Below are 22,260 nucleotides of genomic sequence, written 5' to 3'. Positions count from 1 at the left end.
TTTTTTTCAGGAGTGATTGTATGATGACCTATTTTTCATCTATCAAAAAATGGACTTTGCCTCTGCTGTCGGTTTTGATTACGAGTGCATCGGCGTATGCATTTTCACTTGCCGATCTGAGTAATCAGGATGCCAGTGCCGGACTGAAAGCCGCGCTGGATAAAGGTTCTGTCGCCGCAGTTGCCAAACTTGGCGTGGAAAACGGTTTTCTGAATAATGATAAAGTGAAGATTCAGCTTCCATCCATATTGGAGCAGGCCAGACCAATTTTGAAAATGACGGGGAAAGGCCAGCAACTGGACGAACTGGTTGTTTCCATGAACCGTGCGGCAGAGTCTGCGGTGCCACTGGCAAAACCTTTGCTTGTAAATGCAGTGAAATCCATGACATTAACCGACGCTAAAAATATCCTGACGGGCGGTGAAACTTCGGTAACGGATTTCTTTCGTCAAAAAACATCCGCACCGCTGACAGCTAAATTTCTGCCTTTGGTCAAAGGCGTGACTGATAAAGCAGGCTTATCCGCAAAATACAACAGTGTGATGGGGCAAGCGCAGAAATTTGGCGTAGTGCCGGAACAGGAAGCGACGGTCGAAGCTTATGTCACACAAAAGGCGCTGGATGGCCTGTTCCTGATGATCGCCGAAGAGGAAAAATCGATCCGCCAGGATCCGCTTGGTTCCGGCAGCAAAACCATCAGCAAAGTATTCAGCTTGTTGAAGTAAGCCGTGCAGTGTTACCCGTGGCATGCATACCTTTGCTGAGATGAATGCCACAGGCAATACGTGAAAAATTTTTTCCGATACGATGAAATACATTAATTTCTGACTATTGCGACATCAGTATTCCGCTTCTGAACGGATGATCTCTCTGAGACAGGCGTATTTTGGGTCTGTTCTTTCCTATATTTAAACAAGTCTGCGTAGTTCCACTTAAGTAGCATTTGTTGCAATGCAAAAAGATTTTTCTGGTACTTTATGTGTGTAGCACGTCAAAAATCAAACAATCAAATTCATACCAATATCTGGAGACCGACATGACTTACAAGATGAAAGCCCTCATTGCCTCTGCACTGGTCAGCTGGTCTGTTGCAGGCATTGCAGCAGAACCGATCAAGATTGGCGTTTCAGGACCGTTGACTGGCGGTTCTGCGCCGATGGGTGTTTCGATGCGTGATGGCGTTAAAATTGCAGTTAGCGAAATCAATGCCAAGGGCGGTGTGCTTGGACGTCAGTTGCAACTGGTCGAGCGTGATGATGAAGCGAAGAATGAACGTGGCGTACAGGTTTCTCAGGAGCTGATTAACAAGGAAAAAGTGGTCGCTACGGTTGGTTATATCAACACTGGCGTTGCGCTGGCTTCCCAGCGTTTTTATCAGGAAGCTAAAATTCCTGTTATTAATAATGTGGCGACAGGTAGTGTGATTACCAAACAGTTCGCTGCTCCGGAACATAAAGATAATTATATTTTCCGCACATCAGCCAACGATACTATCCAGTCCGCGATGATCGTCGATGAGGCGCTGGCGAAACGCAAGCTGACAAAAGTCGCTATTCTTGCGGATTCTACCAACTATGGTCAGCTGGGTCGCGAAGATCTGGAAAAGGCACTGGCAGCCAAAGGAGTCAAACCTGTTGCAGTAGAAAAATTCAACATCAAAGATGTGGACATGACGGCACAGTTGTTGAAGGCAAAACAGGGCGGCGCGCAGGCAATTCTGACATATGGCATTGGTCCTGAGCTGGCACAGATTGCCAACGGTATGGAAAAGCTTGGCTGGAAAGTACCGATGATTGGTAGCTGGACATTGTCGATGGGGAACTTCCTGGATAATGCCGGTAAAAATGGTGACGGCGCCATAATGCCACAGACTTTCATTCAGGAACCGAATACACCCAAACGTAAGGCCTTCATTGAGGCTTATCAGAAGTCGTACAAGGTTGACCGGATTCCATCTCCGGTATCTGCTGCCCAGGGCTATGATTCGATCTATTTGCTGGCGGCTGCCATCAAGCAGGCCGGCTCCACAGACGGCGTCAAAGTGCGTGAAGCGCTTGAAAATCTGAATGAAAAAGTCGAAGGCGTGGTAACGACCTATAACAAGCCATTCACCCATGACGATCACGAAGCGATTAAGCCGGGTATCCCTGTCATGGGTGAAGCCAAAGGCGGCCATATTGTTTTTTCGAAATAAACGTCACTGAATAACGGCATAGTGACCGTCCGGGCCAGAGCGTTTTTCTGACGCAGACTGACGTCTCTGGTTCATTTTCTATACTACATCTCAGGCATTGGCACCGCACATGTTGTACTGCGACAGGCAACAGCGTGTATTTCCGTGCGCCCTGACGAATGTATGTCATCGGGTAAATGAAAATGGAAATCTTATTGCAATTAGTCTTCAGCGGTATCGCGCTAGGGATGATCTATGCGGTCATCGCATTCGGCTATCAGCTGACCTTTGCGACTTCCGGCACGCTGAATTTCGGTCAGGGCGAAGCGTTGATGCTGGGGGCTCTGGTTGGTCTGAGCCTGGTAGGAAATGTCCATGGCGGACCTTACATGAATTACTGGCTCATGATTCCGCTCGTGATTATATTCGGCGGATTACAAGGGGTGTTCGTCGAGTGGATCGGCGTCCGTCCGGCCATCAAGATTAAGTCTGAATTCGGCTGGATCATGTCCACTATCGCATTGGCGATTATCTTTAAGAATGTCGCTGAAAATATCTGGGGCAAGGATGATCTGACTTTTCCTTCACCGTTGTCTGCTGCGCCATTTCAGATTTTTGGCGCGAATGTGCAGGCGATGCAGGTTGTCGTTGTTGTCGGTGCGCTGGCAATCATGCTGGCGGTAGAGTTGTTCAATCGCAAATCCATTTACGGTAAAGCCGTGGTCGCCACTTCAAATGACCGCGATGCTGCAGGGTTGATGGGAATCAATACCAGCATGGTCATTACATTCTCCTATGCGCTGTCGTCCGCGACAGCGGCATTCGCAGGTGTTCTGGTGGCACCGCTGACTTTGACCGGCGCCACAATGGGCTCTGCTCTGGGACTGAAGGCTTTCGCGGTGGCGATTATCGGTGGCCTCACATCCGGCGTCGGTGCGATTGTCGGTGGCCTGATACTGGGTGTTGCTGAAACGCTCACAGGCTTTTATATTTCCACCGGCTACAAAGAAGTTCCGGGTCTGGTCTTGCTGTTATTGGTGCTGGCGGTGAAGCCCGCAGGTCTGTTCGGTAAAGCAGCCATCAAAAAAGTATAAGGAACGAACATGAGCAAGATGACCTATCTTTTTTCCGCGCTGGGAATTGCGGCGCTGGCTTTACTGCCGGTGTTTATGCAAAACCCATATTATCTGCATCTGGCAGAAACGATTCTGATCTATGCCATTCTGTTATTCGGTCTGGACATCGTAGTAGGATATACTGGACAGGTTTCCCTCGGACATGCCGGATTATTTGGAATCGGCTCTTACACGACGGGCGTTTTGTACTTCAAGCTCGGCATGCCGATTCTGCTGGCGCTGCCAGCCAGTATCTGTGTTACGGCTGTTTTTGGTGCCTTGCTGGCATTACCAGCGTTACGTGTTACCGGACCTTATCTGGCGATGGTGACACTGGCTTTCGGTACGATTATTCAGATACTGATTAATGAGATGACCTTTCTCACCGAAGGACCAATGGGCATCAAGGTATCCAAGCCGGTTTTATTGGGTCAGAAGCTGGGTGAAGTCGGGAATTTTTACGTGGTGGCTGTGTTGATGGTGCTGGCGATGATTGTAGTGCACCGGATCTTGCGTTCTCATCTCGGCCGTGCCTTTCAGGCCTTGCGCGACAGTCCGATTGCTTCTGACTGTATGGGGGTCTCGGTCTATCGCTACAAAGTTTATGCATTCGTAATCAGCGCTGCCCTGGCAGGGCTGGCGGGCAGTTTGTATGCTTATTCGGAAGAATATATTTCTCCGAACACATACAACTTTGAACTCACGATTCTGTTCCTGCTGGCAGTCATTATGGGTGGACGTAAAAGCCGCATCGGCTCTCTGCTGGGTGCATTCATTGTCGTGATGCTGCCATCCTTGCTGGCGGATATCGAATTGTTCCGGAAGATCGCCACTGTCGCGGCAGTCATCGGTATTGCCGGTGGTGCTTATACGCTGGCAAAAGGACGCAAGACAGTCCGCGAACTGGCAGTACCTGTGATTGCGACGGCAGGTATGGCCTTTTTTTCCTATAAGCTGGAAAGCATCACCGACTGGCGTCTGACGATATTTGGTCTGATGACTTTGTTCGTGGTGTATTACCTGCAGGATGGCATCGTCGGTTTTGTCAATTCACTGCTGGGTAAAGGGCCGCGTCATTTGATGGCGCAACCAGTAACATTCACTGCAAATGACGATACCGCCATAGTCAAGGCAAATGGCGAGCGCGTCGGTATCCTGCTCAGTGCACGTCAGTTGCTGATGCAGTTTGGCGGTCTAAAGGCATTGAATCAGGTAGACCTGCAAATCGCCAAAGGCACCGTCCATGGTCTGATCGGGCCGAATGGTTCCGGTAAGAGCACGATGATGAATGTATTGACCGGTATTTATAAACCGACGGATGGCGTGGTTGAATTCAGCGGGCGCGTGATTTCCGGCACAACGCCATCAGCGATTGCATTGGGCGGTGTGGCACGTACTTTCCAGAATGTCCAACTGTTCGGTGAAATGACGGCGACGGAAAATGTTCTGGTTGGTTTGCATAACACCTTCCGCAGCAATGTACTCGATGTCATGCTGCATACACCGCGTTATCTGCGGGAAGAGCGTGAGGCCAGGATGCGCGCTGCCAGCATCCTCAACTTTGTCGGCTTGTCCGATCTGGCAAATGAAGAAGCTCGTAATCTTCCGTATGGCAAACAACGTTTGCTTGAAATCGGCCGTGCACTAGGCTTGAATCCGCAATTGCTGTTGCTGGATGAACCTGCTGCAGGTTTGACGGCGCCGGATATTAAAGAGCTGATCGCTATCATCCGCAAGATCCGTGAACACGATATTACGATCATTCTGATTGAGCATCATATGGACGTTGTGATGTCGATCTGCGATATGGTGACCGTGCTGGACTTCGGACAAAAAATTGCCGAAGGTAAACCCGCAGACGTGCAGGCGGATTCCAAAGTGATCGAAGCTTATCTTGGTGGCAGTGTCAGCGATGATATTGGCGCACCCCACGCTGTGACAGCCTGAGGAGGCAAGATGTTAACTATTTCAAATTTGCATGCCGCATACGGTAAGGTTCAGGTACTGCACGGAATTTCAATGGAAGTTCCGAAAGGTAAAGTCGTGACGCTGATTGGGTCCAATGGCGCCGGCAAGACGACTACCATGCGTGCGATTTCCGGAATGCTGAAGCCGAAAGAAGGTAAGGTGACGCTTGCTGGCAAAGATGTCACAGGCCTGGACTCTCATAAAATTGCCCGTGCCGGTCTGGCGCATTCCCCTGAGGGGCGGCGTGTTTTCGCCACCATGTCAGTGACGGATAATTTGCTGCTCGGCGCTTTCCCGCGTTTTACCCGGTCGCGCCCGCGTGGTGATATCGACAGCGATCTGCAAAAGGCTATGGAATTATTCCCGCGTCTGAAAGAGCGTCGCCATCAGCTGGCCGGCACTTTGTCCGGTGGGGAACAGCAGATGCTGGCGATGGCGCGTGCGGTAATGCTGAATCCCGAAGTGATTTTGCTGGATGAGCCATCTATGGGGCTGGCACCTATTTTGGTCGATGAGGTTTTCCGCATTATTCAGCGACTCAAGCAGGAAGGCAGGACCATGCTATTGGTGGAGCAGTTTGCTGCAGCAGCGCTGGCGGTGGCCGACTATGGCTATGTGCTGGAAAATGGTCGCATCTCTGTACATGGCCCGGCAGATAAACTGCAAAATGATCCGGCTGTGAAAGCTGCTTACTTGGGTGGGGGGGCGCATCATTGATGCACTATCATTGATAGCAGGCTATATCGAAAGCCAGTCCTAAGTGCTGGTTGCTATTGAAAATTTGTTGGGGGCACTCATCAGACATTCCCTAACATGCTATTGAGCATAAAAGAAAAAAGCATACGTATCCTGCGTATGCTTTTTTTTTTTATTGCCGGTAGCATCAGTCTTGCAGATGGCGCAGCGGATGTGCATAGTCTGGCCAGACTGGTGCAAAAAAGCTTTGCACCAGATTTTCGCTGACATCATTTAATGTTGCCGGCGACCATTGCGGTGCGTTGTCTTTATCCACCACCAGTGCCCGCACACCTTCGAGCACCTCGCCATGCCGGAAGCAGTGACGCACCATATTTCTTTCCATGCGCAGGCATGCCGATACGTTCATGTTCTTACTGCGGCGCAGTTGCTCCAGGGTGACCGACATCAGTAACGGGGAGCGTTTTTGCATCGTTGCCAGAGTGTGTTGTGCGAAGTCACTGCTGTCCTGCTGCAGTCTGTCGCAGATGGTGCTGACGCTGTTGCCGGCGAACAGATGATTGATCGCATTGTGCAGGGTCGCCAACCTGCTGGTTTCCGGCTTGGCCTGATCTGCAAAGCCGGCAGCAAAATCACGTATCGCTATACGCAGATCTGATGCCGTATTTTTACTTAACAGAGTCATGAGTGCGTGTATTTCCGCAGTCGGGATATACACGTCTGCCAATCCCGCATATAAGGCATCGGCAGCACCGATGATTTCACCGGTCAGCCCCAGGTAGGTTCCCAATTCACCCGGAGTGCGAGAGAGAAAATGACCGCCCCCCACATCCGGAAACAGGCCGATATTCACTTCCGGCATCGCCATTTTGGTTCGTTCTGTGACGATGCGCAAACGGCATGTTTCTCCAGCTTGGGAGATGCCCATACCGCCCCCCATGACTACGCCATTCATCAGGGCGATGTAGGGTTTGGGATAAAAATGAATTAAATGGTTCAGTGCATATTCTTCTGTGAAAAAGTCTTCCAGCAATGCACTGTCTCCGGTCGGCGTCGCGGTGCCGACATCGTAGAAGAAGCGGATATCGCCACCGGCACAGAAGGCTTTTTCACTGCTGCTATGAATAAACACGGCCTTCACCTCAGCATCGCCGCGCCAGCGGAGCAATATGGCGCTTATCGCACGCACCATATCCAGTGACAGGGAGTTCAATGCCTTGGGGCGGTCCAGCAGAATATAGCCGATGGAATTGCTGACTGAGGTGATAACGTAATCGCTCATGGGAATACCGGTTCATTAATCGGAAGAAGTCAATATTTTATGCTGGCATGACGGTAACGTCACTGAGTTTACTGGTGAACAGAATTCATGAGAGACAATACCGGAGCCGGATGCACAAAGCCGGTGCGGTGAGATAACGTGCAGAAATAAAAAAGGACGCTCGAGCGTCCTTTTTTGATGCGACTGTGTTCAGTCAGGGCGATGCCGGATCAGGAATATGCTTGATCGCGTCATGCTGGTGATCCTGGATTTTATCTTTGTGCTTGATGACCTGGCGATCCAGTTTATCTACCAGTGCATCAATCGCTGCATACAGATCATGCGCTAGACTTTCGACATGAATATCTTTACCGCTGATATGCAGATTGATATCTGCTTTATGCCTTTTTTCTTTTTCACGGAGCTTATCAACCGTCAGGATGACGGCAATATCAATGACCTGATCGAAGTGACGCCGGATGCGTTCCAGTTTGGTATGTACATATTCACGAATGGCAGGAGTGACTTCGACGTGATGTCCACTGATGGTGAGATTCATACTGTGCTCCTATAGTGATGTTGCTTGCTGTTACGATAGGCTCATTCGATTCGAGATGTTCTGAGCTAAATCATATATAGCAATTCAAACCGTGATTACAAGGATTAAGTTACAAAGATTTTCGCAGGCTCACTGGTGGAATTTTGAGGGCTTCACGGTATTTAGCAACGGTACGCCGCGCAATCACCATGCCTTGTTCACCCAGCATGTCTGCAATTTTGCTGTCAGAGAGTGGGCTTTTCTGGTCTTCTGCTCCTATCAACTGCTTGATGAGTGCTCGTATCGCGGTGGACGATGCTTCCCCCCCGGTTTCCGTCGCGACATGGCTGCCGAAAAAGTATTTCAACTCAAACATGCCATGTGGGGTCAACATGTATTTTTGGGTCGTTACACGGGAAATAGTGCTCTCGTGTAATCCCAGTGTATCAGCTATTTCGCGCAAAACAAGGGGGCGCATGGCAACTGCGCCGTGAGTGAAAAAATTGCGTTGTCTTTCAACTATGGCTTGTGCGACGCGTAAAATCGTGTCGAAACGCTGACGCATATTTTTGATCAGCCAGCGTGCTTCCTGCAGTTGCGTGCTGAGTCCGGTTTCACCGCGGTTTTGCCGCATGATGTTGGCATACATGCTGCTGATTCTTAATCTGGGCATCACATCCTGATTCAGCAATACCTGCCAGTTGTTGCCGCATTTTTTGACAATCACATCCGGTACGACGTAGTCGGAATCATGGCTGGTGAAAGCCGTTCCGGGGCGGGGTTCGCACAGCCGGATGATGGCCTGCGCTTCCCGCAAATCTTCGTCATCGCAATTGAAGATTCTCTTGAGCTTGTTGAAATCCCGCTGCGCAAATAAAGTCAGTTGCGTTTCGACAATCGCGAGCGCCAGCCTGCGTGTGACGAAGGGAATGCGAGGCAGGCGTCTGATCTGCAGTGCGAGGCATTCCGAGAGTGTTCTGGCGCCGATTCCTGCGGGTTCAAAGCTCTGCACCATCGTCAGCGCAAAATCCAGCTCTTCCGGTTCGACGCATAATTCAATCGGCAAACCTGAGTAGATGTCGTCGAGTGATTCCGTCAGATAGCCATTATCATCCAGCGCATCAATGATCAGCTCAGTCAGTGCGCGGTCACGCGGTTCCCGCAGATTCAGGCGCATTTGTTCACGCAGATGATCGTGCAGGCTGATATGGGCTGCTTCCAGTTGGGGGCGGCTTTCTTCATCGTCCTGGCTGCGGGTCGCAGCTGGGGCATCGTCAAAACTCCAGTCCTGATCGCTGGCGCTGATGCTGTCTGCCGGAGGGAAGTCGGGCTCTGCCGCAGTGTCCTGTGATACCGGACCGCTTTCCGTGCCGGATAAGGTCGGGCTGTCCTCGCCATATTGTTTGTCATGACTGACTGCACCGTCAGCCAGTAAGCGTACCGCCTGATCCAGCGGATCATCCGTACGTTCCAGCAACGGATTTTCTGTCAGTAAATTTTCCAGCTCCTGATGCAGTTCTAGTGTGGACAACTGGAGCAACCGTATCGATTGCTGCAACTGAGGCGTCAGTGCCAGATGCTGGGAGGTGCGGAGTTGCAAACCTTGTTTCATGATGCAGCCCGTTACATGCGGAAGTGTTCTCCCAGATACACCCGCCGTACGGATTCATTCTGAATGATATCGTCCGGCTTGCCACTGGCGAGTACTGCACCCTGATTAATGATATAGGCATGATCACAGATACCCAGCGTTTCACGGACATTGTGATCGGTGATCAGTACACCGATGCCACGTTCTTTCAGGAAGCGCACGATACGCTGAATTTCAATGACCGCGATAGGGTCCACGCCGGCAAACGGTTCATCCAGCAGGACAAAACGCGGATTGGTTGCCAGCGCCCTGGCGATTTCCACCCGCCGGCGTTCTCCCCCCGATAATGCCAGCGCCTGACTCTCGCGGATTTTTTCTATCTGCAGATCGCTTAGCAGGGCATTCAGGCGTTCCTGAATGATTTTGCCGGTCAAAAATTTCCCCTCCTGATCTTTTTGTAATTCCAACACTGCCTGGATATTTTCTTCGACCGTCAGTTTGCGGAAAACGGAGGCTTCCTGTGGCAGATAAGACAGACCCAGGACTGCGCGTTTATGAATTGGCAGATCGGAGACATTGACGCCATTGATCGAGATTTCTCCGTCATCCGAAGGTACCAGACCGACGATCATATAAAACGAGGTCGTCTTTCCTGCGCCATTGGGACCCAGCAAACCAACTACTTCCCCACTTTTAACCTGTAATGAAACGTCCCGCACCACCTGGCGCGCGCCGTAACGCTTTTGCAGCCCTTTTACCATCAAGGTGCTATCGTACTCTTTCATATCAGTCAGCCTGTTTTTCTGTTTTGCTGCGGATCACGATACGGACGCGGGAGTTGCCCTCGACGTGCTGGCCGCTGGTGGAGTTGGTTCCCAGGAAGACATCATTTTTGCTGTCATAAGATAAGTATGCACCTGACTGTTCTTGTGTGACTTTTTTTCCATCCAGATAACGCACCAGTGCATTCGAAATCAGTTTTACCATTTCGGTGGATTCGTCATATTCGGCAGATTCCGCCTGGCCTTCTATCCATAAATCCGGCCCGCCATCCCGTTTCTGACGAAAGGTGACCGGCGTGCCAGGTTTACTGATCAGCACGACATTTTGCTTACCGTCGACAGCTTGTTTCAGGTTGGCTTTTTCTGCCTTGATCAGCAGCGTTCCGCGACTGATCGTGACGCCATGCGACAGGACGGCGACATTATTTTTGATATCGTCAAACGAATGGCCGGCTTCAATGATTGTATCTGCATAGCTGTCTGCTTTTTCTGCCCGTGTGGCAGAGGTTGCAGTCATGCTTAAGGCAAACAGTGTCAGGCTCAGCAAATGTCCGGTGCGTTGACTGGCAAAAGAAAAGAGGTACATGGCTGACTCGCTTCAATGGTCGTGAGAGTTGGAATGATGTCCGGCATTTTTTCTGATATGAACCCGGACTTTACTCATTAATTCAAATTCCTGTTTGGCGTTATTGGCATTCAGACCAATGGCCGTGGTGTCTGTGTTGGCCGTCATCAGGCTCACTGCTTTGTCTGTTTTGATGATGTCGCTATCCGGCATCAGCATTAAATATTCAGTATCGAGCCGCATGAATCGCGAGTTCAGACCTTCCGGGCGTTCTACGCTGACCTGATCGTACAAATGCACCACATCCTGTTCCCGTCGCGGTTTGGTGGTATCTGATTTCTGTTCGACCACAGCGCGGCCGGCACTGATTGTAATCGGAGTGCGCTGGTCGTCAAAACTGTTGATCAGCGGATGCTGAATCTCATACTGGTCTGTGCGCGGCAGATGAACCAGACTGTCACCAGTGACGTGGTAATTGGCTTTTCCGTTGTTAGACAGTTTGATGAAATTGAATTTTTCGACGTAATAATCCGGTTCCTGACGTGCCGTGTTGTGCTGGTAATCGTCGTCCCCGCGCATGATTACATTTTGCAGCCAGAAACTGCCGAGCGCGATCACTGCGATGGTGGCAACAGCCATCCAGATGCGGGCGCGGTCGAGGGTAATCGGTGTTTTCATGCCAGAAACTGTGCCATGACGGCATCGTATTTTTGCTGGGCGCGCAGCAGATAGTCGCAGACCTCACGCACTGCGCCTTTTCCGCCGGTTGCCGTTGTGATGTAATGCACGCGCTGCCTGACTTCGGCATGGGCGTTTGGCACAGAGACGGCAAATTCGACGCGTGTCAGCACGGGCAGGTCAATCACGTCATCACCGATAAAGCCGCATTCTCCGGCGCTGAGTCCCAGTTCCTGCAATAGTTGGAGGAAGGCGGATTTCTTGTCATGAATGCCCTGTCGCACATGGCTGACGCCTAAGTCTGCAGCCCGTCGTGCCACGATCGGAGACTGTCTGGCGCTGATAATGGCTGTGGCGATTCCTGCGTCCTGTATCAGGCGCATGCCTTGTCCATCGAGCACGCTGAAGGTTTTCAATGCTTCGCCATCGGCACCGAAATGCAAACTGCCATCGGTCAGAATACCATCGACATCAAAGATCATTAGACGAACTCTGGCTGCGCGTGTCATTGCTTCAGACATCAGATCACCTTTGCCCTGGTCAGATCGTGAATATGCAAAGCGCCTAACAGCTTATGCGCGTTGTCGGTCACTAATAACTGGTTAATACGATAAGTTTCCATGACTTCCACCGCTTCGACCGCGAGCTGATCTGCGCGTACACTGCGCGGGTTGGTATGCATGACGTCAGCGATGCGAATCTGGGTGAAGTCCTGCGAGGTCTCTATCAACCGCCGCAAATCACCGTCGGTGAATACTCCGACCACTTTGTTTTCCGCATCGACCACGGCGGTCATTGCCATCCCCTTTTTGGTAATTTCGAGTAAGGCTGTCGTCAATCCGGTATCCGGTGTCACACTTGGGATGGCTTCTCCGGTTCGCATGACATCCTTTACATAAGTCAGCAGCCGACGTCCTAATGCACCACCCGGGTGGGAACGTGCAAAATCCTCTTCCCGGAAACCGCGCGCATCCAGCACGGCGACTGCCAGCGCATCGCCCAGTGCCAGCGTGACAGTGGTACTGGCTGTCGGCGCCAGATTCAGCGGGCAGGCTTCTTTATCGACATGCAGATTCAGATGGATGTCCGCAATACCGGCCAGACTTGATTGCGGGTTGCCGGTCAGTGCAATCAGCCTGACACCGAGCCGTTTGATGATTGGCAGGATAGACATCAGTTCAGAAGCTTCGCCGGAATAGGAAATGGCGATAAAGACATCCTGCGGCGTCACCATGCCAAGATCACCATGCGCGGCTTCTGCCGGATGGACGAAAAAGGACGGTGTGCCGGTTGAGGCAAAGGTGGCTGAAATTTTGCGGGCAATATGGCCGGATTTGCCAATACCGGAAACCACCACTCTGCCGTGGCAAGAGAGCAACATGCTGACTGCCTGCGAAAATGCCGGAGCGTCGCCAGCGCGCAGCCGTTCCTGTAACTGGATCAGCGCATCGGCTTCAATCTGCAGGGTTTCGGACGCGAGCTGCACAGCACGCCGGGCGGCTGATACCAGTGCGTCATCGGTAGGGGATGCATTCAGAGCGTTCATGCCGGAAGTATAAACGAAATTCTGTAAGCAAAAACTCTGCCAGACGTAACGTAGTTAATCGTCGTTGGAATAAAACAGGATTCAGCGTCGATAAATCGGCAATAATAGTCTTCATGAATGCACTTGATACCACACTTTCACTGTTAGCTGCCGCCGTTCTGGGGGTGGTGGCCTTTCGTATGCTGCAGCTACCGCCTATTCTCGGCTATCTGGTCGTCGGCATCCTGATCGGTCCGTTTGGGCTACGGTTTGCTGAAGACAGCGCAGTGACCCATGAAATGGCTGAGTTTGGAGTGGTGTTTCTGATGTTCTCGATCGGACTCGAATTTTCCCTTTCCAAGCTGATGTCTATGCGCAAGGCCGTATTCGGCCTGGGTATGGCGCAGGTGGCAGTCACGATTGCCGCCAGTTTTGCATTGGGTGCACTAGCCAGCGCCTGGCTGCCACGTTATTTCCAGATCGGCTGGGAAGCTGCTTTTGCGCTGGGCGGCGCGCTGGCCATGTCTTCTACGGCGATTGTGTCCAAAATGCTCACTGAGCGGCTTGAACTGGAAAGTTTGCACGGGCGACAAATCATCAGTGTTCTGTTGTTTCAGGATCTGGCGGTGGTGCCCTTGCTGATTCTGGTGCCCGCGCTGGCTACCCATTCTAAAGATGTGGTGCAGACTTTGGCCTGGGCCAGCGGTAAAGCGGTGCTGGTGTTATTGCTGCTGCTGGTGGTCGGACAGCGGATCATGCGTACCTGGTTCACGATTGTAGTCCGGCGGCGATCGCAGGAACTGTTTATGCTGAATCTGCTGTTCATCACGCTGGGCGCAGCCTGGCTGACCGAAAAGGCCGGGCTCTCCATGGCTTTGGGCGCATTCGTGGCGGGCATGCTGATTTCTGAAACCGAATTCCGGCATCAGGTGGAAGAAGATATCAAACCTTTCCGCGACGTTTTGCTTGGCTTGTTTTTCATTACGATCGGTATGCTGCTGAACTGGCGACTGGTCTGGGATCATTTGTGGCTGGTGATATTGTTGTTTATCGGCCCCATGCTGTTAAAGCTGGTACTGATTACCGGGCTGGCGCGCGCATTCGGCAGTTCCGTCAGTGTTGCCCTGCGCACCGGGCTGGCATTAGCGCAGGCGGGTGAGTTCGGATTTGTCTTGCTGAATCAGGCGGGTGATCTGCAATTGATCGACCCGCAATTGCTGCAGCTGATTCTGGCATCGATGGTGTTGTCGATGCTGACATCTCCATTCATCCTGGCGAAGTCAGATGCCATCGTGATGAAATTCTCCGCCAATGAATGGATGATGCAATCGCTGGCGCTGACGCAGATCGCCGCACGCACCATGACGTCGAAAAAGCATGTGATTATTGCCGGTTTCGGCCGTAGTGGACAAAGTCTGGCGCGCTTGCTCGAGGAGGAAAAAATTGATTATCACGCACTTGATCTTGATCCTGATCGGGTGCATGAGGCGCAGACAGCGGGTGCCAATGTCTCATACGGTGATGCTGCCCGCCGTGAAAGCCTGATGGCTGCCGGAATTCACCGTGCGGCGGCGCTGGTGGTCACTTATACCAGCACCGCATCGGCGCTGAAAGTGCTGCATTTCGTCAACGAAATCAATCCGGCATTACCCGTGATCGTGCGCAGCCACGATGATGTTGATCTTGAGAAATTACGGGCCGCCGGTGCAACGGAAGTCGTGCCTGAGCTGATGGAGGGCAGTCTGATGCTGGCTTCTCACGCGTTGGTCATGCTGGGGATTCCGCTACGCCGCGTGGTGCACAGGGTGCAGGCGGCAAGAGACGCGCGTTATGAGTCCCTGCGCGGGTTTTTTCGCGGTGCCAGCGATGTGGCCGACAGCCCGGAAGCGATGCAAATCCGTCTGCATACGATCGTCCTCAATGAACGGGCAAATGCGATCGGAAAAATGCTCGGTGAATTGCAGCTGACCGAAATTGGCGCTGATGTGCATACCGTCAGGCGAGGCAGAGTCAGGCAGGAGCATCATGATTCGATGCTGCTGCAGGCCGGTGACATCGTCGTTGTCCGCGGCACCTCAGAGGCTGTCGCGAGAGCAGAGCAACGCCTGCTAAAATAACGGGTTATTTTTGAAACTGAAGGACTTCCGGCGATGTTTAATCCCTCCGAATACATCAAACAACATATACGCACTGTGCCGGACTGGCCGCAACCGGGAGTGATGTTTCGTGATATCACGCCTTTATTGCAAAACCCGAAGGTGTTTCGCGTCCTGATCGATATGTTCGTACATCGCTACATGGATCAGAAAATCGATGTCGTCGCCGGCCTCGACGCACGCGGCTTCATTATCGGTTCGGTGCTGGCGTATGAACTGAATCTCGGTTTTGTCCCTATCCGGAAAAAAGGCAAACTCCCTTTCCACACCGTATCGGAAGAATATGAACTCGAATATGGTAGCGCAACGGTCGAACTGCATGCGGATGCCTGCAAACAAGGTGACCGCGTGGTGCTGATCGACGATCTGGTCGCCACTGGCGGTACCATGATGGCGGGTAAAAAGCTGCTGGAGCGTCTTGGTGCCACCGTCGTCGAAGGTGCAGTGATCGTGGATTTGCCTGAACTTGGCGGTTCCAGACTGATTTCGGAGAGCGGCCTGCCTTTATACACGGTTTGCCAGTTTGACGGCCATTAAGCCAGTCGCGATTTGCAGTGATGTATGCATTTCCAGGGCTGGCGATTGTTTCCGCCCGGATCAGAAATACTTGCCGGGCATGATGTTGCTTTCATGATATTTCCCGGTCGTCGCACCCGTCAGTGACAGGTGGTTGCGGCATGAAAATGTGCAGAATCCGGCTTGCTGCGCTATACTTCAGCTCTTCCAAGGAGCGTTGCGACAAGTGTTCAAACTTGCCAGGCTTGGAATCACGGGTTCAGCCCCTAGCCTTTTTTCTCATCTCTGCATGAGGTGAAGAATGAAACCGGGTGACGGCTGGCTCATCAAAACTGCGCTCACGTTACTTTTTTCTATCGAAAGGAGGGCGTGAGAACGCCACCATCATGACTACTCACACTGCAAACCAGGATTTCCTTGTCGCCGATATCAGCCTGGCTGACTGGGGTCGTAAAGAAATCAAAATCGCTGAAACGGAAATGCCAGGGCTGATGGCAATCCGCGAAGAATTCGCTGCGAGTCAGCCGCTGAAAGGCGCACGCATTACCGGATCTCTGCACATGACGATCCAGACTGCGGTACTGATCGAAACACTGGTCGCGCTGGGCGCGCAGGTACGTTGGGCATCCTGCAACATCTATTCGACCCAGGATCATGCGGCGGCGGCCATCGCTGCCGGCGGTATACCGGTATTTGCATTCAAGGGTGAAAACCTCGACGAATACTGGGAATTCACGCACCGTATTTTTGAATGGACCGACGGCGGTTATTCAAACATGATTCTGGACGACGGCGGCGATGCGACACTGTTGCTGCATCTTGGCAAACGCGCTGAAAAAGATATCTCGGTACTTGCCAACCCGGGTTCCGAAGAAGAAGTCTGCCTGTTTAATGCGATCAAATCGCACCTGAAAAACGAACCTGACTGGTACTCGAAACGCCTCGCCGCCATCAAGGGTGTGACCGAAGAAACCACTACCGGCGTGCATCGTCTGTACCAGATGCACAAAGAAGGTAAGCTGGCTTTTCCGGCGATTAACGTCAACGATTCGGTCACCAAATCGAAATTCGACAATCTGTACGGTTGCCGTGAATCGCTGGTTGACGGCATCAAGCGTGCAACCGATGTAATGATCGCCGGCAAGGTCGCGGTCATCGTGGGTTATGGTGACGTCGGCAAAGGCTGCGCGCAAGCGATGCGCGCGTTGTCGGCGCAAGTCTGGGTCACCGAAATCGACCCTATCTGCGCATTGCAGGCGGCAATGGAAGGCTTCCGCGTCGTCACAATGGATTACGCGGCTGCGCTTGGCGATATTTTCGTGACCACCACCGGCAATTACCATGTCATCAACCACGATCACATGGTGAAGATGAAGGATCAGTCTATCGTCTGCAACATCGGTCACTTCGATAATGAAATCGACGTTGCCTCGCTGAAGAAATACACCTGGGAAAACATCAAGCCGCAAGTTGATCACGTCATTTTCCCCGACGGTAAGCGCATCATCCTGCTGGCCGAAGGCCGCCTGGTCAATCTTGGCTGCGGTACCGGTCATCCTTCGTATGTGATGAGTTCTTCGTTCGCGAACCAGACGATTGCACAGATCGAACTGTTCCAGAACAATGAGAAATATCCGGTAGGCGTCTACACGTTGCCGAAACATCTGGATGAAAAGGTTGCTCGTCTGCAGTTGAAAAAACTGAATGCGCAACTGAGCGAACTGACCGACGAACAGGCTGCTTATATTGGCGTTAAAAAAGAAGGCCCCTACAAGCCGGAACACTACCGTTATTAATCCAGTACCAATCCTCCCCGTATGCCGGCAGCAGCGGGGAGTGTCCGGTTCTTCTGAAGGAGAAAGTTGATGCGTCTGCTTGCAACCTGGCTGGTCAATGCGCTGGCATTACTCGCGATTCCATATCTGATGCATTCTGTCTCTATTGACAGTTTTGGGACAGCTTTGCTGGTGGCGCTGGTACTGGGACTGGTAAATACCGTTCTGCGTCCGGTGCTGGTGATCCTGACCTTACCGGCAACTGTGATGACGATGGGGCTGTTTATTTTTATTATTAACGGGCTGCTGTTCTGGGCTGTTGCCAATCTGGTGCAGGGATTTCATGTTGCCGGATTCTGGGCGGCGGTCGGCGGTGCGTTGTTGTATAGCGTGATTTCCTGGACGCTTTCGACTCTTCTTTTACAAAAATAATGATTACGCATAATTTCAGCATTGAGTTTTTTCCGCCCAAAACGGAAGAGGGTGCAGAGAAGCTTCGGGTAACCCGCGCGAAACTGGGTGAACTCAAACCTAAATATTTTTCCGTCACGTTTGGCGCCGGTGGAACGACGCAGCAAGGAACGCTCGATACCGTGATTGAAATCCGGCGTGAAGGTTATGATGCTGCTCCGCACCTATCCTGTGTCGGCGGAACCCGGGAATCGATCCGCCAGATCCTGCAGCAGTATCAGGCGCATGATATCCGCCGGTTGGTAGCGCTGCGCGGCGATCTGCCAAGCGGTTATGGTATGGGCGGTGAATTCCGGCATGCCAGCGATCTGGTGGAATTTATCCGTGCTGAAACCGGTGACTGGTTTCATATCGAAGTGGCGGCTTATCCTGAAATGCATCCTCAGGCGCGTTCTCCGCAAGACGATCTGAATCATTTTGTCCGTAAAATGCAGGCCGGTGCCAATGCTGCAATCACGCAGTACTTTTATAATGCAGATGCGTATTTCCGGTTTGCGGATGAGGCCAGAAAAGCCGGCGTCAGCGCGCCGATTGTTGCAGGCATTATGCCGATCACGAACAGCAATCAACTGCAGCGTTTTTCTGAAATGTGCGGCGCAGAGATTCCGCGCTGGATACGCCTGAAACTTAACAGCTACGGGGACGACAGCGCTTCGATCAAGGCGTTCGGGCTGGATGTGGTCACGCAGATGTGTGAACGACTGTTGCAAGGGGGGGCGCCCGGCCTCCATTTCTACTCTCTGAATCAGGCTGCCGCCACTACAGCGATCTGGCAGCGGTTACTCTGATTTTTCTGTCGCTACAGCCGGCAGGCGAAGCAGCCTGCCATCTCCCGATACCTTAAAATTGATGTAAGTCAATAATCAAAACATAATTTTGATTACAATCAATTTATCCCTTTTGGGATAGCATCGGTTTCAGGAGATAAATTGGCAATCGAACTTTATAACGACGGTAAACACATCTGCGTGATGTTTAATGATCTGGTGAAAGATGCCGGAGATCATGCCGTACAGGCCAATCAGTTCCTGGTAGTGTCAGATGGTGAAGGCGCTCTGATCGATCCTTCAGGCCATCTGACTTACAACTCGCTGGTGCTGGCGATGCATAAATATTTGCCGAAGCAGCAGCTGAAATATCTGTTTGCGTCACATCAGGATCCTGACATTATCGGTGCACTCGATAAATGGCTGTTCAGCACCGGGTGCAATTTATACGTTTCCAAATTATGGTCGCGCTTTGTGCCGCATTTCTGCAATCTGAACCGTGCTGATGGCCGGATTATCGGTATCCCCGATGAGGGAATGCCGGTGCATCTGCGAGACACCACGATCTATGCCGTGCCTGCCCATTTTTTACATGCGGAAGGTAATTTCCAGTTCTACGACAACAAATCTAAAATCCTGTTTTCAGGTGACGTCGGTGCATCCATGGTGGATCCGGATGATATTCAGCGTCCGATCCGGACGAAGGATGATTTTTACCAGGAGCTGCATACCATGAGTGGTTTTCATAAGCGCTACATGGTTTCCAATAAAGCCTGCCGGTTGTGGGCGAATATGGTCCGGAATATGGATGTCGGGATGATGGTTCCGCAACATGGGCGCTATTTTGTCGGTAAAGAAGCGATTCATGCTTTCCTGGACTGGATTGAAAATCTGCAATGCGGCATTGATCTGTTCACTCAGGAGCATTACCGCTTCCGGCTCTGATCGCTTGCACTTCACCAATGACGAAGCGGGACTATCAGTTTTTGCCGGACTTCAGAATGGCATAATCGAGCGGCAGTGCCGTGGTGCTTTTGATGACTTCCATGACAAAACTGGAACTGACGTCCTGCAGGTCGGCCACTTTCACCAGTTTCTTATAAACCAGATCAAAGCCAGCCATGTCCGGCACATGCACTTTGAGTAAGTAATCAATATCCCCGCTCATTCGCAGAATTTCTACAATTTCCGGAATATCTTTGACGCCGGTAATAAATTTTTGCATCCATTTTTCATTATGCTGTGCCGCTTTCAGCGTGACCATGACCGTCAGACCAAGATTGAGGCGGGCTGGATCGCACAGCACAACATGCTGGCGGATGACCCCCTCTTCCTGCAGTTTCTGCAAACGTCGCCAGCATGGTGTCGTAGATAAATGCACCGCCTGTGCCAGATCGCTGAGTGGAATAGACGCATCTTTTTGCAGAATTTTCAAAATTTCTAAATCTTTTTTATCCATTTTTAATTATTGGTAGAAAAATTTTCTAATTTATATATTTTACACTGAAAAAATTGGTAAAAAATTCTGATACAGGATTGTTAGGATAATACCTTCTTGGCCTGAGCCGGATTAAAGAATCCGGGGTCTGATATTGATGGAGTATTCATGCGCAAACATACCAGCGATCTGCAAACTGCCACCCGCCTGACCCATGCCGGGCGTAAGGGGAAATCACACCATGGGCCAGTCAATCCGCCGCTGGTGCGTGCTTCGACAATGCTGTTTCCCGATTGTGCCGCACTGAAAGAGGCCAACGGTACCCGTCGTTCTTATGGTCGTCACGCGACCGAGACTACGCTGGCATTGGAGGAAGCGCTATGCGCAGCCGAGGGTGCGGCAGCCTGCATGCTGACTTCTTCAGGATTATCTGCCATCACCACGACTTTGCTGGCCTTGCTGAACCCCGGAGATCATCTGCTGATGGTCGATACGGTATACGACCCGACGCGTCAGTTTTGTGATGGTCTGTTAAAGCAGCATGGAATTCGCACCACTTACTACGACCCGTTGATCGGTGCCGGTATTGCCGCGCTGATTGAACCGGAAACCCGTGTTGTATTTGTGGAATCTCCCGGTTCTCTGACATTTGAAGTTCAGGATATTCCCGCGATTGCTGCTGCTGCGCATGCAGCGGATGCTGTGGTCGTTTCTGACAGCACCTGGGCAACACCGATTGGCTGGGCTTCTTTTAAGCTGGGTGTGGATGTATCGATTCATGCGGCGACGAAATACATCGTCGGCCATTCCGATGCGCTGATGGGGGCAATTCTGACGAATGAGGCTTTGCATCAGCGTATTCGTGACACTTACCGGCAACTGGGAATGTCTGTTGGTGGTGATGATGCAGCGCTGGCCTTACGTGGTTTGCGGACGATGGCAGCACGGTTGGCTGTGCACCGTGACAGCGCGCAGCAGATTGCTCGCTGGCTGCAGCAACAACCGGAAGTGGCAGAAATTCTGTATCCGCCATTGGAGGGGACTGCAGGCCACGCATTATGGAAGCGTGATTTCCGACCTGAATATGCCTGCGGTCTGATGGGAGTGGTATTCCGGCAGGATATCGTGGAATCACAGGTTGCGGCATTGATTGACCGGACGCAGTTATTCGGTATCGGTTTCAGTTGGGGAGGATATGAAAGCCTGATACTGCCGACCCGGCCAGCGAATTACCGTACCGTTAAAGCAGAAAGCTGGCAGTCGCCGATGCTGCGCCTGCATGTCGGTCTGGAAGCAGTGCCGGATCTGATTGCCGATCTGCGGGCAGGTTTCAGTGCCATGCGCGAACTGCATTATGAGGAGCCGGTGTCAATCGCAGATTGAGTATACGCCGCGACGGTTAATGTTTACCTGAACTGTCTCGTTATTTTTGACGTCAGGGCAGGAAAATGCTGACGTCAATATATAGGCTGTTACGGTGTGACGCTGAGTCTGGATAACGTTGCACCGTCAATCGCCCTGTTTGAGACGGGGTTCGCTGATCACCGTGATTTTCAATGCAGACTTCACCGCTTTTCCATTGATTTCCCCCGGTATAAAGCGGGCATTCCGGAAATGTTGTGCGATCAATCTGGAAAAAGCCCATTCATCCTCGTTCTCACCAGATTCCAGAACGTTGACGACGGTGCCGTCGCTATCAATCAGCAGCGTCAGTTCTGTTTTTCCTGCCACAGCTACTTCATCGATAGCAGGGATATTCAAGTCGATATCGGTGACTGGTTCTGGCAAGCGGGTCAGACTGCCCGCCGGGAAATAATTTTCAGATAAAACGTTTTCAGTCTGCAGTTTTGCCTGCTCGTTTGAGTTTTTTATATTCACAGATGAATCGTGCGTCTCTGCCGGCACTTCCTCTTTGGAGGGCACAGGTATGGCTGGATTCTGGTTTTTGCTGCTTGCCACAATACGGATCGTCAACCCTGAAGGTGCCGTTACTTTACCGGGCAGAGTTTTGACGGTGCCATAGGGAGCGAAGTCTCCCCGCCAGAAAATCCACAAACATGTCAGATGTAAGGCCAGGGAGCACAATAAAAACTTCAGAAGACGCGCGTTCATGAGTCGGGCGGGAGGGTTCGGTTGAACGCTTATTTTTTCACAAAATGCTGTTCCGGTGCCTGCTCAAAACGGGTGTATAAAACGAATGCGAGGCTGCAACGCCCTGACAATGACGCCCTCAAAGCGATTGCTC

General features: G+C 51.6%; 22 protein-coding genes and 1 riboswitch. Of the genes, 12 read left to right on the top strand and 10 right to left on the bottom strand.

Annotated features, from left to right (window positions below; translation table 11 throughout):
- Positions 1 to 23: 23 nt before the first annotated feature.
- The 5 genes from HV832_RS12880 to HV832_RS12860 all read left to right on the top strand — a co-directional run bounded on the left by HV832_RS12880 (position 24) and on the right by HV832_RS12860 (position 5,973).
- Positions 24 to 725: a DUF4197 domain-containing protein gene (locus HV832_RS12880; protein WP_176804313.1), complete on the top strand. Its 702-nt coding sequence runs from the start codon at positions 24 to 26 to the stop codon at positions 723 to 725.
- Positions 726 to 1,036: 311 nt separating this feature from the next.
- On the top strand, positions 1,037 to 2,194 hold the full coding sequence (locus HV832_RS12875) for an ABC transporter substrate-binding protein (RefSeq protein ID WP_176804242.1): 1,158 nt from the start codon (positions 1,037 to 1,039) through the stop codon (positions 2,192 to 2,194).
- A gap of 182 nt (positions 2,195 to 2,376) precedes the next feature.
- Entirely contained in the window at positions 2,377 to 3,267 is an 891-nt protein-coding gene (locus tag HV832_RS12870) for a branched-chain amino acid ABC transporter permease (protein ID WP_176804241.1), read from the top strand.
- Positions 3,268 to 3,276: 9 nt separating this feature from the next.
- A complete protein-coding gene (locus HV832_RS12865; protein WP_176804240.1) occupies positions 3,277 to 5,235 on the top strand; it encodes a branched-chain amino acid ABC transporter ATP-binding protein/permease in 1,959 nt (652 codons plus the stop codon).
- 9 nt (positions 5,236 to 5,244) lie between these two features.
- A complete protein-coding gene (locus HV832_RS12860) occupies positions 5,245 to 5,973 on the top strand; it encodes an ABC transporter ATP-binding protein (protein ID WP_176804239.1) in 729 nt (242 codons plus the stop codon).
- A gap of 166 nt (positions 5,974 to 6,139) precedes the next feature.
- On the opposite strand, the gene HV832_RS12855 is transcribed toward HV832_RS12860, so the two are convergent.
- The 8 genes from HV832_RS12855 to HV832_RS12820 all read right to left on the bottom strand — a co-directional run bounded on the left by HV832_RS12855 (position 6,140) and on the right by HV832_RS12820 (position 12,913).
- Complete coding sequence (locus tag HV832_RS12855; protein WP_176804238.1) at positions 6,140 to 7,234, bottom strand: enoyl-CoA hydratase/isomerase family protein; 1,095 nt, start codon at positions 7,232 to 7,234, stop codon at positions 6,140 to 6,142.
- Positions 7,235 to 7,427: 193 nt separating this feature from the next.
- A complete protein-coding gene (hpf, locus tag HV832_RS12850) occupies positions 7,428 to 7,772 on the bottom strand; it encodes a ribosome hibernation-promoting factor, HPF/YfiA family (protein WP_176804237.1) in 345 nt (114 codons plus the stop codon).
- 109 nt (positions 7,773 to 7,881) lie between these two features.
- The gene (locus HV832_RS12845; protein ID WP_176804236.1) at positions 7,882 to 9,363 is read right to left on the bottom strand and encodes an RNA polymerase factor sigma-54; all 1,482 of its coding nucleotides are present in this window, start codon (positions 9,361 to 9,363) and stop codon (positions 7,882 to 7,884) included.
- A gap of 11 nt (positions 9,364 to 9,374) precedes the next feature.
- Positions 9,375 to 10,127, bottom strand: a complete 753-nt coding sequence (gene lptB, locus HV832_RS12840; protein ID WP_176804235.1) for an LPS export ABC transporter ATP-binding protein — start codon at positions 10,125 to 10,127, stop codon at positions 9,375 to 9,377.
- A 1-nt stretch (position 10,128) separates the two neighbouring features.
- On the bottom strand, positions 10,129 to 10,710 hold the full coding sequence (gene lptA, locus HV832_RS12835) for a lipopolysaccharide transport periplasmic protein LptA (protein ID WP_176804234.1): 582 nt from the start codon (positions 10,708 to 10,710) through the stop codon (positions 10,129 to 10,131).
- A gap of 12 nt (positions 10,711 to 10,722) precedes the next feature.
- A complete protein-coding gene (lptC, locus tag HV832_RS12830; protein ID WP_176804233.1) occupies positions 10,723 to 11,367 on the bottom strand; it encodes an LPS export ABC transporter periplasmic protein LptC in 645 nt (214 codons plus the stop codon).
- Positions 11,364 to 11,888 carry a KdsC family phosphatase gene (locus HV832_RS12825; protein ID WP_176804232.1) on the bottom strand — a complete coding sequence of 175 codons (525 nt, stop codon included), beginning with the start codon at positions 11,886 to 11,888 and terminating at the stop codon, positions 11,364 to 11,366. Before HV832_RS12825 ends, lptC begins: the two co-directional genes overlap by 4 nt.
- The gene (locus HV832_RS12820) at positions 11,888 to 12,913 is read right to left on the bottom strand and encodes a KpsF/GutQ family sugar-phosphate isomerase (RefSeq protein WP_176804231.1); all 1,026 of its coding nucleotides are present in this window, start codon (positions 12,911 to 12,913) and stop codon (positions 11,888 to 11,890) included. Before HV832_RS12820 ends, HV832_RS12825 begins: the two co-directional genes overlap by 1 nt.
- A gap of 113 nt (positions 12,914 to 13,026) precedes the next feature.
- Here HV832_RS12820 and HV832_RS12815 point away from each other — a divergent pair, with 113 nt between their 5' ends.
- From HV832_RS12815 to HV832_RS12790, 6 genes are all read left to right on the top strand, one after another.
- The gene (locus HV832_RS12815) at positions 13,027 to 15,009 is read left to right on the top strand and encodes a monovalent cation:proton antiporter family protein (RefSeq protein WP_176804230.1); all 1,983 of its coding nucleotides are present in this window, start codon (positions 13,027 to 13,029) and stop codon (positions 15,007 to 15,009) included.
- Between the two features lie 33 nt (positions 15,010 to 15,042).
- The gene (locus tag HV832_RS12810) at positions 15,043 to 15,585 is read left to right on the top strand and encodes an adenine phosphoribosyltransferase (protein ID WP_176804229.1); all 543 of its coding nucleotides are present in this window, start codon (positions 15,043 to 15,045) and stop codon (positions 15,583 to 15,585) included.
- A gap of 182 nt (positions 15,586 to 15,767) precedes the next feature.
- A riboswitch (S-adenosyl-L-homocysteine riboswitch) is annotated at positions 15,768 to 15,911 on the top strand.
- Between the two features lie 39 nt (positions 15,912 to 15,950).
- A complete protein-coding gene (gene ahcY, locus HV832_RS12805) occupies positions 15,951 to 17,360 on the top strand; it encodes an adenosylhomocysteinase (protein ID WP_176804228.1) in 1,410 nt (469 codons plus the stop codon).
- A 69-nt stretch (positions 17,361 to 17,429) separates the two neighbouring features.
- A complete protein-coding gene (locus HV832_RS12800) occupies positions 17,430 to 17,771 on the top strand; it encodes a phage holin family protein (protein ID WP_176804227.1) in 342 nt (113 codons plus the stop codon).
- Positions 17,771 to 18,598: a methylenetetrahydrofolate reductase [NAD(P)H] gene (gene metF, locus HV832_RS12795; RefSeq protein ID WP_176804226.1), complete on the top strand. Its 828-nt coding sequence runs from the start codon at positions 17,771 to 17,773 to the stop codon at positions 18,596 to 18,598. Before HV832_RS12800 ends, metF begins: the two co-directional genes overlap by 1 nt.
- A gap of 141 nt (positions 18,599 to 18,739) precedes the next feature.
- Positions 18,740 to 19,522 carry an oxygen-binding di-iron domain-containing protein gene (locus tag HV832_RS12790; protein ID WP_223827267.1) on the top strand — a complete coding sequence of 261 codons (783 nt, stop codon included), beginning with the start codon at positions 18,740 to 18,742 and terminating at the stop codon, positions 19,520 to 19,522.
- Between the two features lie 34 nt (positions 19,523 to 19,556).
- Here the strand turns inward: HV832_RS12790 and HV832_RS12785 are convergent, their stop codons facing one another.
- Positions 19,557 to 20,036, bottom strand: a complete 480-nt coding sequence (locus tag HV832_RS12785) for an Lrp/AsnC family transcriptional regulator (RefSeq protein ID WP_176804225.1) — start codon at positions 20,034 to 20,036, stop codon at positions 19,557 to 19,559.
- 147 nt (positions 20,037 to 20,183) lie between these two features.
- Here HV832_RS12785 and metC point away from each other — a divergent pair, with 147 nt between their 5' ends.
- Positions 20,184 to 21,398, top strand: a complete 1,215-nt coding sequence (gene metC / locus HV832_RS12780; protein WP_176804224.1) for a cystathionine beta-lyase — start codon at positions 20,184 to 20,186, stop codon at positions 21,396 to 21,398.
- Positions 21,399 to 21,524: 126 nt separating this feature from the next.
- On the opposite strand, the gene HV832_RS12775 is transcribed toward metC, so the two are convergent.
- Positions 21,525 to 22,127 carry an energy transducer TonB gene (locus HV832_RS12775; protein ID WP_176804223.1) on the bottom strand — a complete coding sequence of 201 codons (603 nt, stop codon included), beginning with the start codon at positions 22,125 to 22,127 and terminating at the stop codon, positions 21,525 to 21,527.
- Between the last annotated feature and the right edge of the window lie 133 nt (positions 22,128 to 22,260).

The organism is Cognatundibacterium oligocarboniphilum, assembly GCF_013377855.1.
GTDB classification, from domain to species: domain Bacteria; phylum Pseudomonadota; class Gammaproteobacteria; order Burkholderiales; family Burkholderiaceae_D; genus Undibacterium; species Undibacterium oligocarboniphilum.
The sequence above is the reverse complement of the archived record's forward strand: the minus strand, read 5'-3'. Positions and strand labels throughout refer to the sequence as shown.

Excerpts from the sequence above, each read along its gene's own strand:
- HV832_RS12880 (WP_176804313.1), top strand. The coding sequence starts at position 24 with ATGACCTATTTTTCATCTATCAAAAAATGGACTTTGCCTCTGCTGTCG.
- HV832_RS12875 (WP_176804242.1), top strand. The coding sequence starts at position 1,037 with ATGACTTACAAGATGAAAGCCCTCATTGCCTCTGCACTGGTCAGCTGG.
- HV832_RS12870 (WP_176804241.1), top strand. The coding sequence starts at position 2,377 with ATGGAAATCTTATTGCAATTAGTCTTCAGCGGTATCGCGCTAGGGATG.
- HV832_RS12865 (WP_176804240.1), top strand. The coding sequence starts at position 3,277 with ATGAGCAAGATGACCTATCTTTTTTCCGCGCTGGGAATTGCGGCGCTG.
- HV832_RS12860 (WP_176804239.1), top strand. The coding sequence starts at position 5,245 with ATGTTAACTATTTCAAATTTGCATGCCGCATACGGTAAGGTTCAGGTA.
- HV832_RS12855 (WP_176804238.1), bottom strand. The coding sequence starts at position 7,234 with ATGAGCGATTACGTTATCACCTCAGTCAGCAATTCCATCGGCTATATT.
- hpf (WP_176804237.1), bottom strand. The coding sequence starts at position 7,772 with ATGAATCTCACCATCAGTGGACATCACGTCGAAGTCACTCCTGCCATT.
- HV832_RS12845 (WP_176804236.1), bottom strand. The coding sequence starts at position 9,363 with ATGAAACAAGGTTTGCAACTCCGCACCTCCCAGCATCTGGCACTGACG.
- lptB (WP_176804235.1), bottom strand. The coding sequence starts at position 10,127 with ATGAAAGAGTACGATAGCACCTTGATGGTAAAAGGGCTGCAAAAGCGT.
- lptA (WP_176804234.1), bottom strand. The coding sequence starts at position 10,710 with ATGTACCTCTTTTCTTTTGCCAGTCAACGCACCGGACATTTGCTGAGC.
- lptC (WP_176804233.1), bottom strand. The coding sequence starts at position 11,367 with ATGAAAACACCGATTACCCTCGACCGCGCCCGCATCTGGATGGCTGTT.
- HV832_RS12825 (WP_176804232.1), bottom strand. The coding sequence starts at position 11,888 with ATGTCTGAAGCAATGACACGCGCAGCCAGAGTTCGTCTAATGATCTTT.
- HV832_RS12820 (WP_176804231.1), bottom strand. The coding sequence starts at position 12,913 with ATGAACGCTCTGAATGCATCCCCTACCGATGACGCACTGGTATCAGCC.
- HV832_RS12815 (WP_176804230.1), top strand. The coding sequence starts at position 13,027 with ATGAATGCACTTGATACCACACTTTCACTGTTAGCTGCCGCCGTTCTG.
- HV832_RS12810 (WP_176804229.1), top strand. The coding sequence starts at position 15,043 with ATGTTTAATCCCTCCGAATACATCAAACAACATATACGCACTGTGCCG.
- ahcY (WP_176804228.1), top strand. The coding sequence starts at position 15,951 with ATGACTACTCACACTGCAAACCAGGATTTCCTTGTCGCCGATATCAGC.
- HV832_RS12800 (WP_176804227.1), top strand. The coding sequence starts at position 17,430 with ATGCGTCTGCTTGCAACCTGGCTGGTCAATGCGCTGGCATTACTCGCG.
- metF (WP_176804226.1), top strand. The coding sequence starts at position 17,771 with ATGATTACGCATAATTTCAGCATTGAGTTTTTTCCGCCCAAAACGGAA.
- HV832_RS12785 (WP_176804225.1), bottom strand. The coding sequence starts at position 20,036 with ATGGATAAAAAAGATTTAGAAATTTTGAAAATTCTGCAAAAAGATGCG.
- metC (WP_176804224.1), top strand. The coding sequence starts at position 20,184 with ATGCGCAAACATACCAGCGATCTGCAAACTGCCACCCGCCTGACCCAT.
- HV832_RS12775 (WP_176804223.1), bottom strand. The coding sequence starts at position 22,127 with ATGAACGCGCGTCTTCTGAAGTTTTTATTGTGCTCCCTGGCCTTACAT.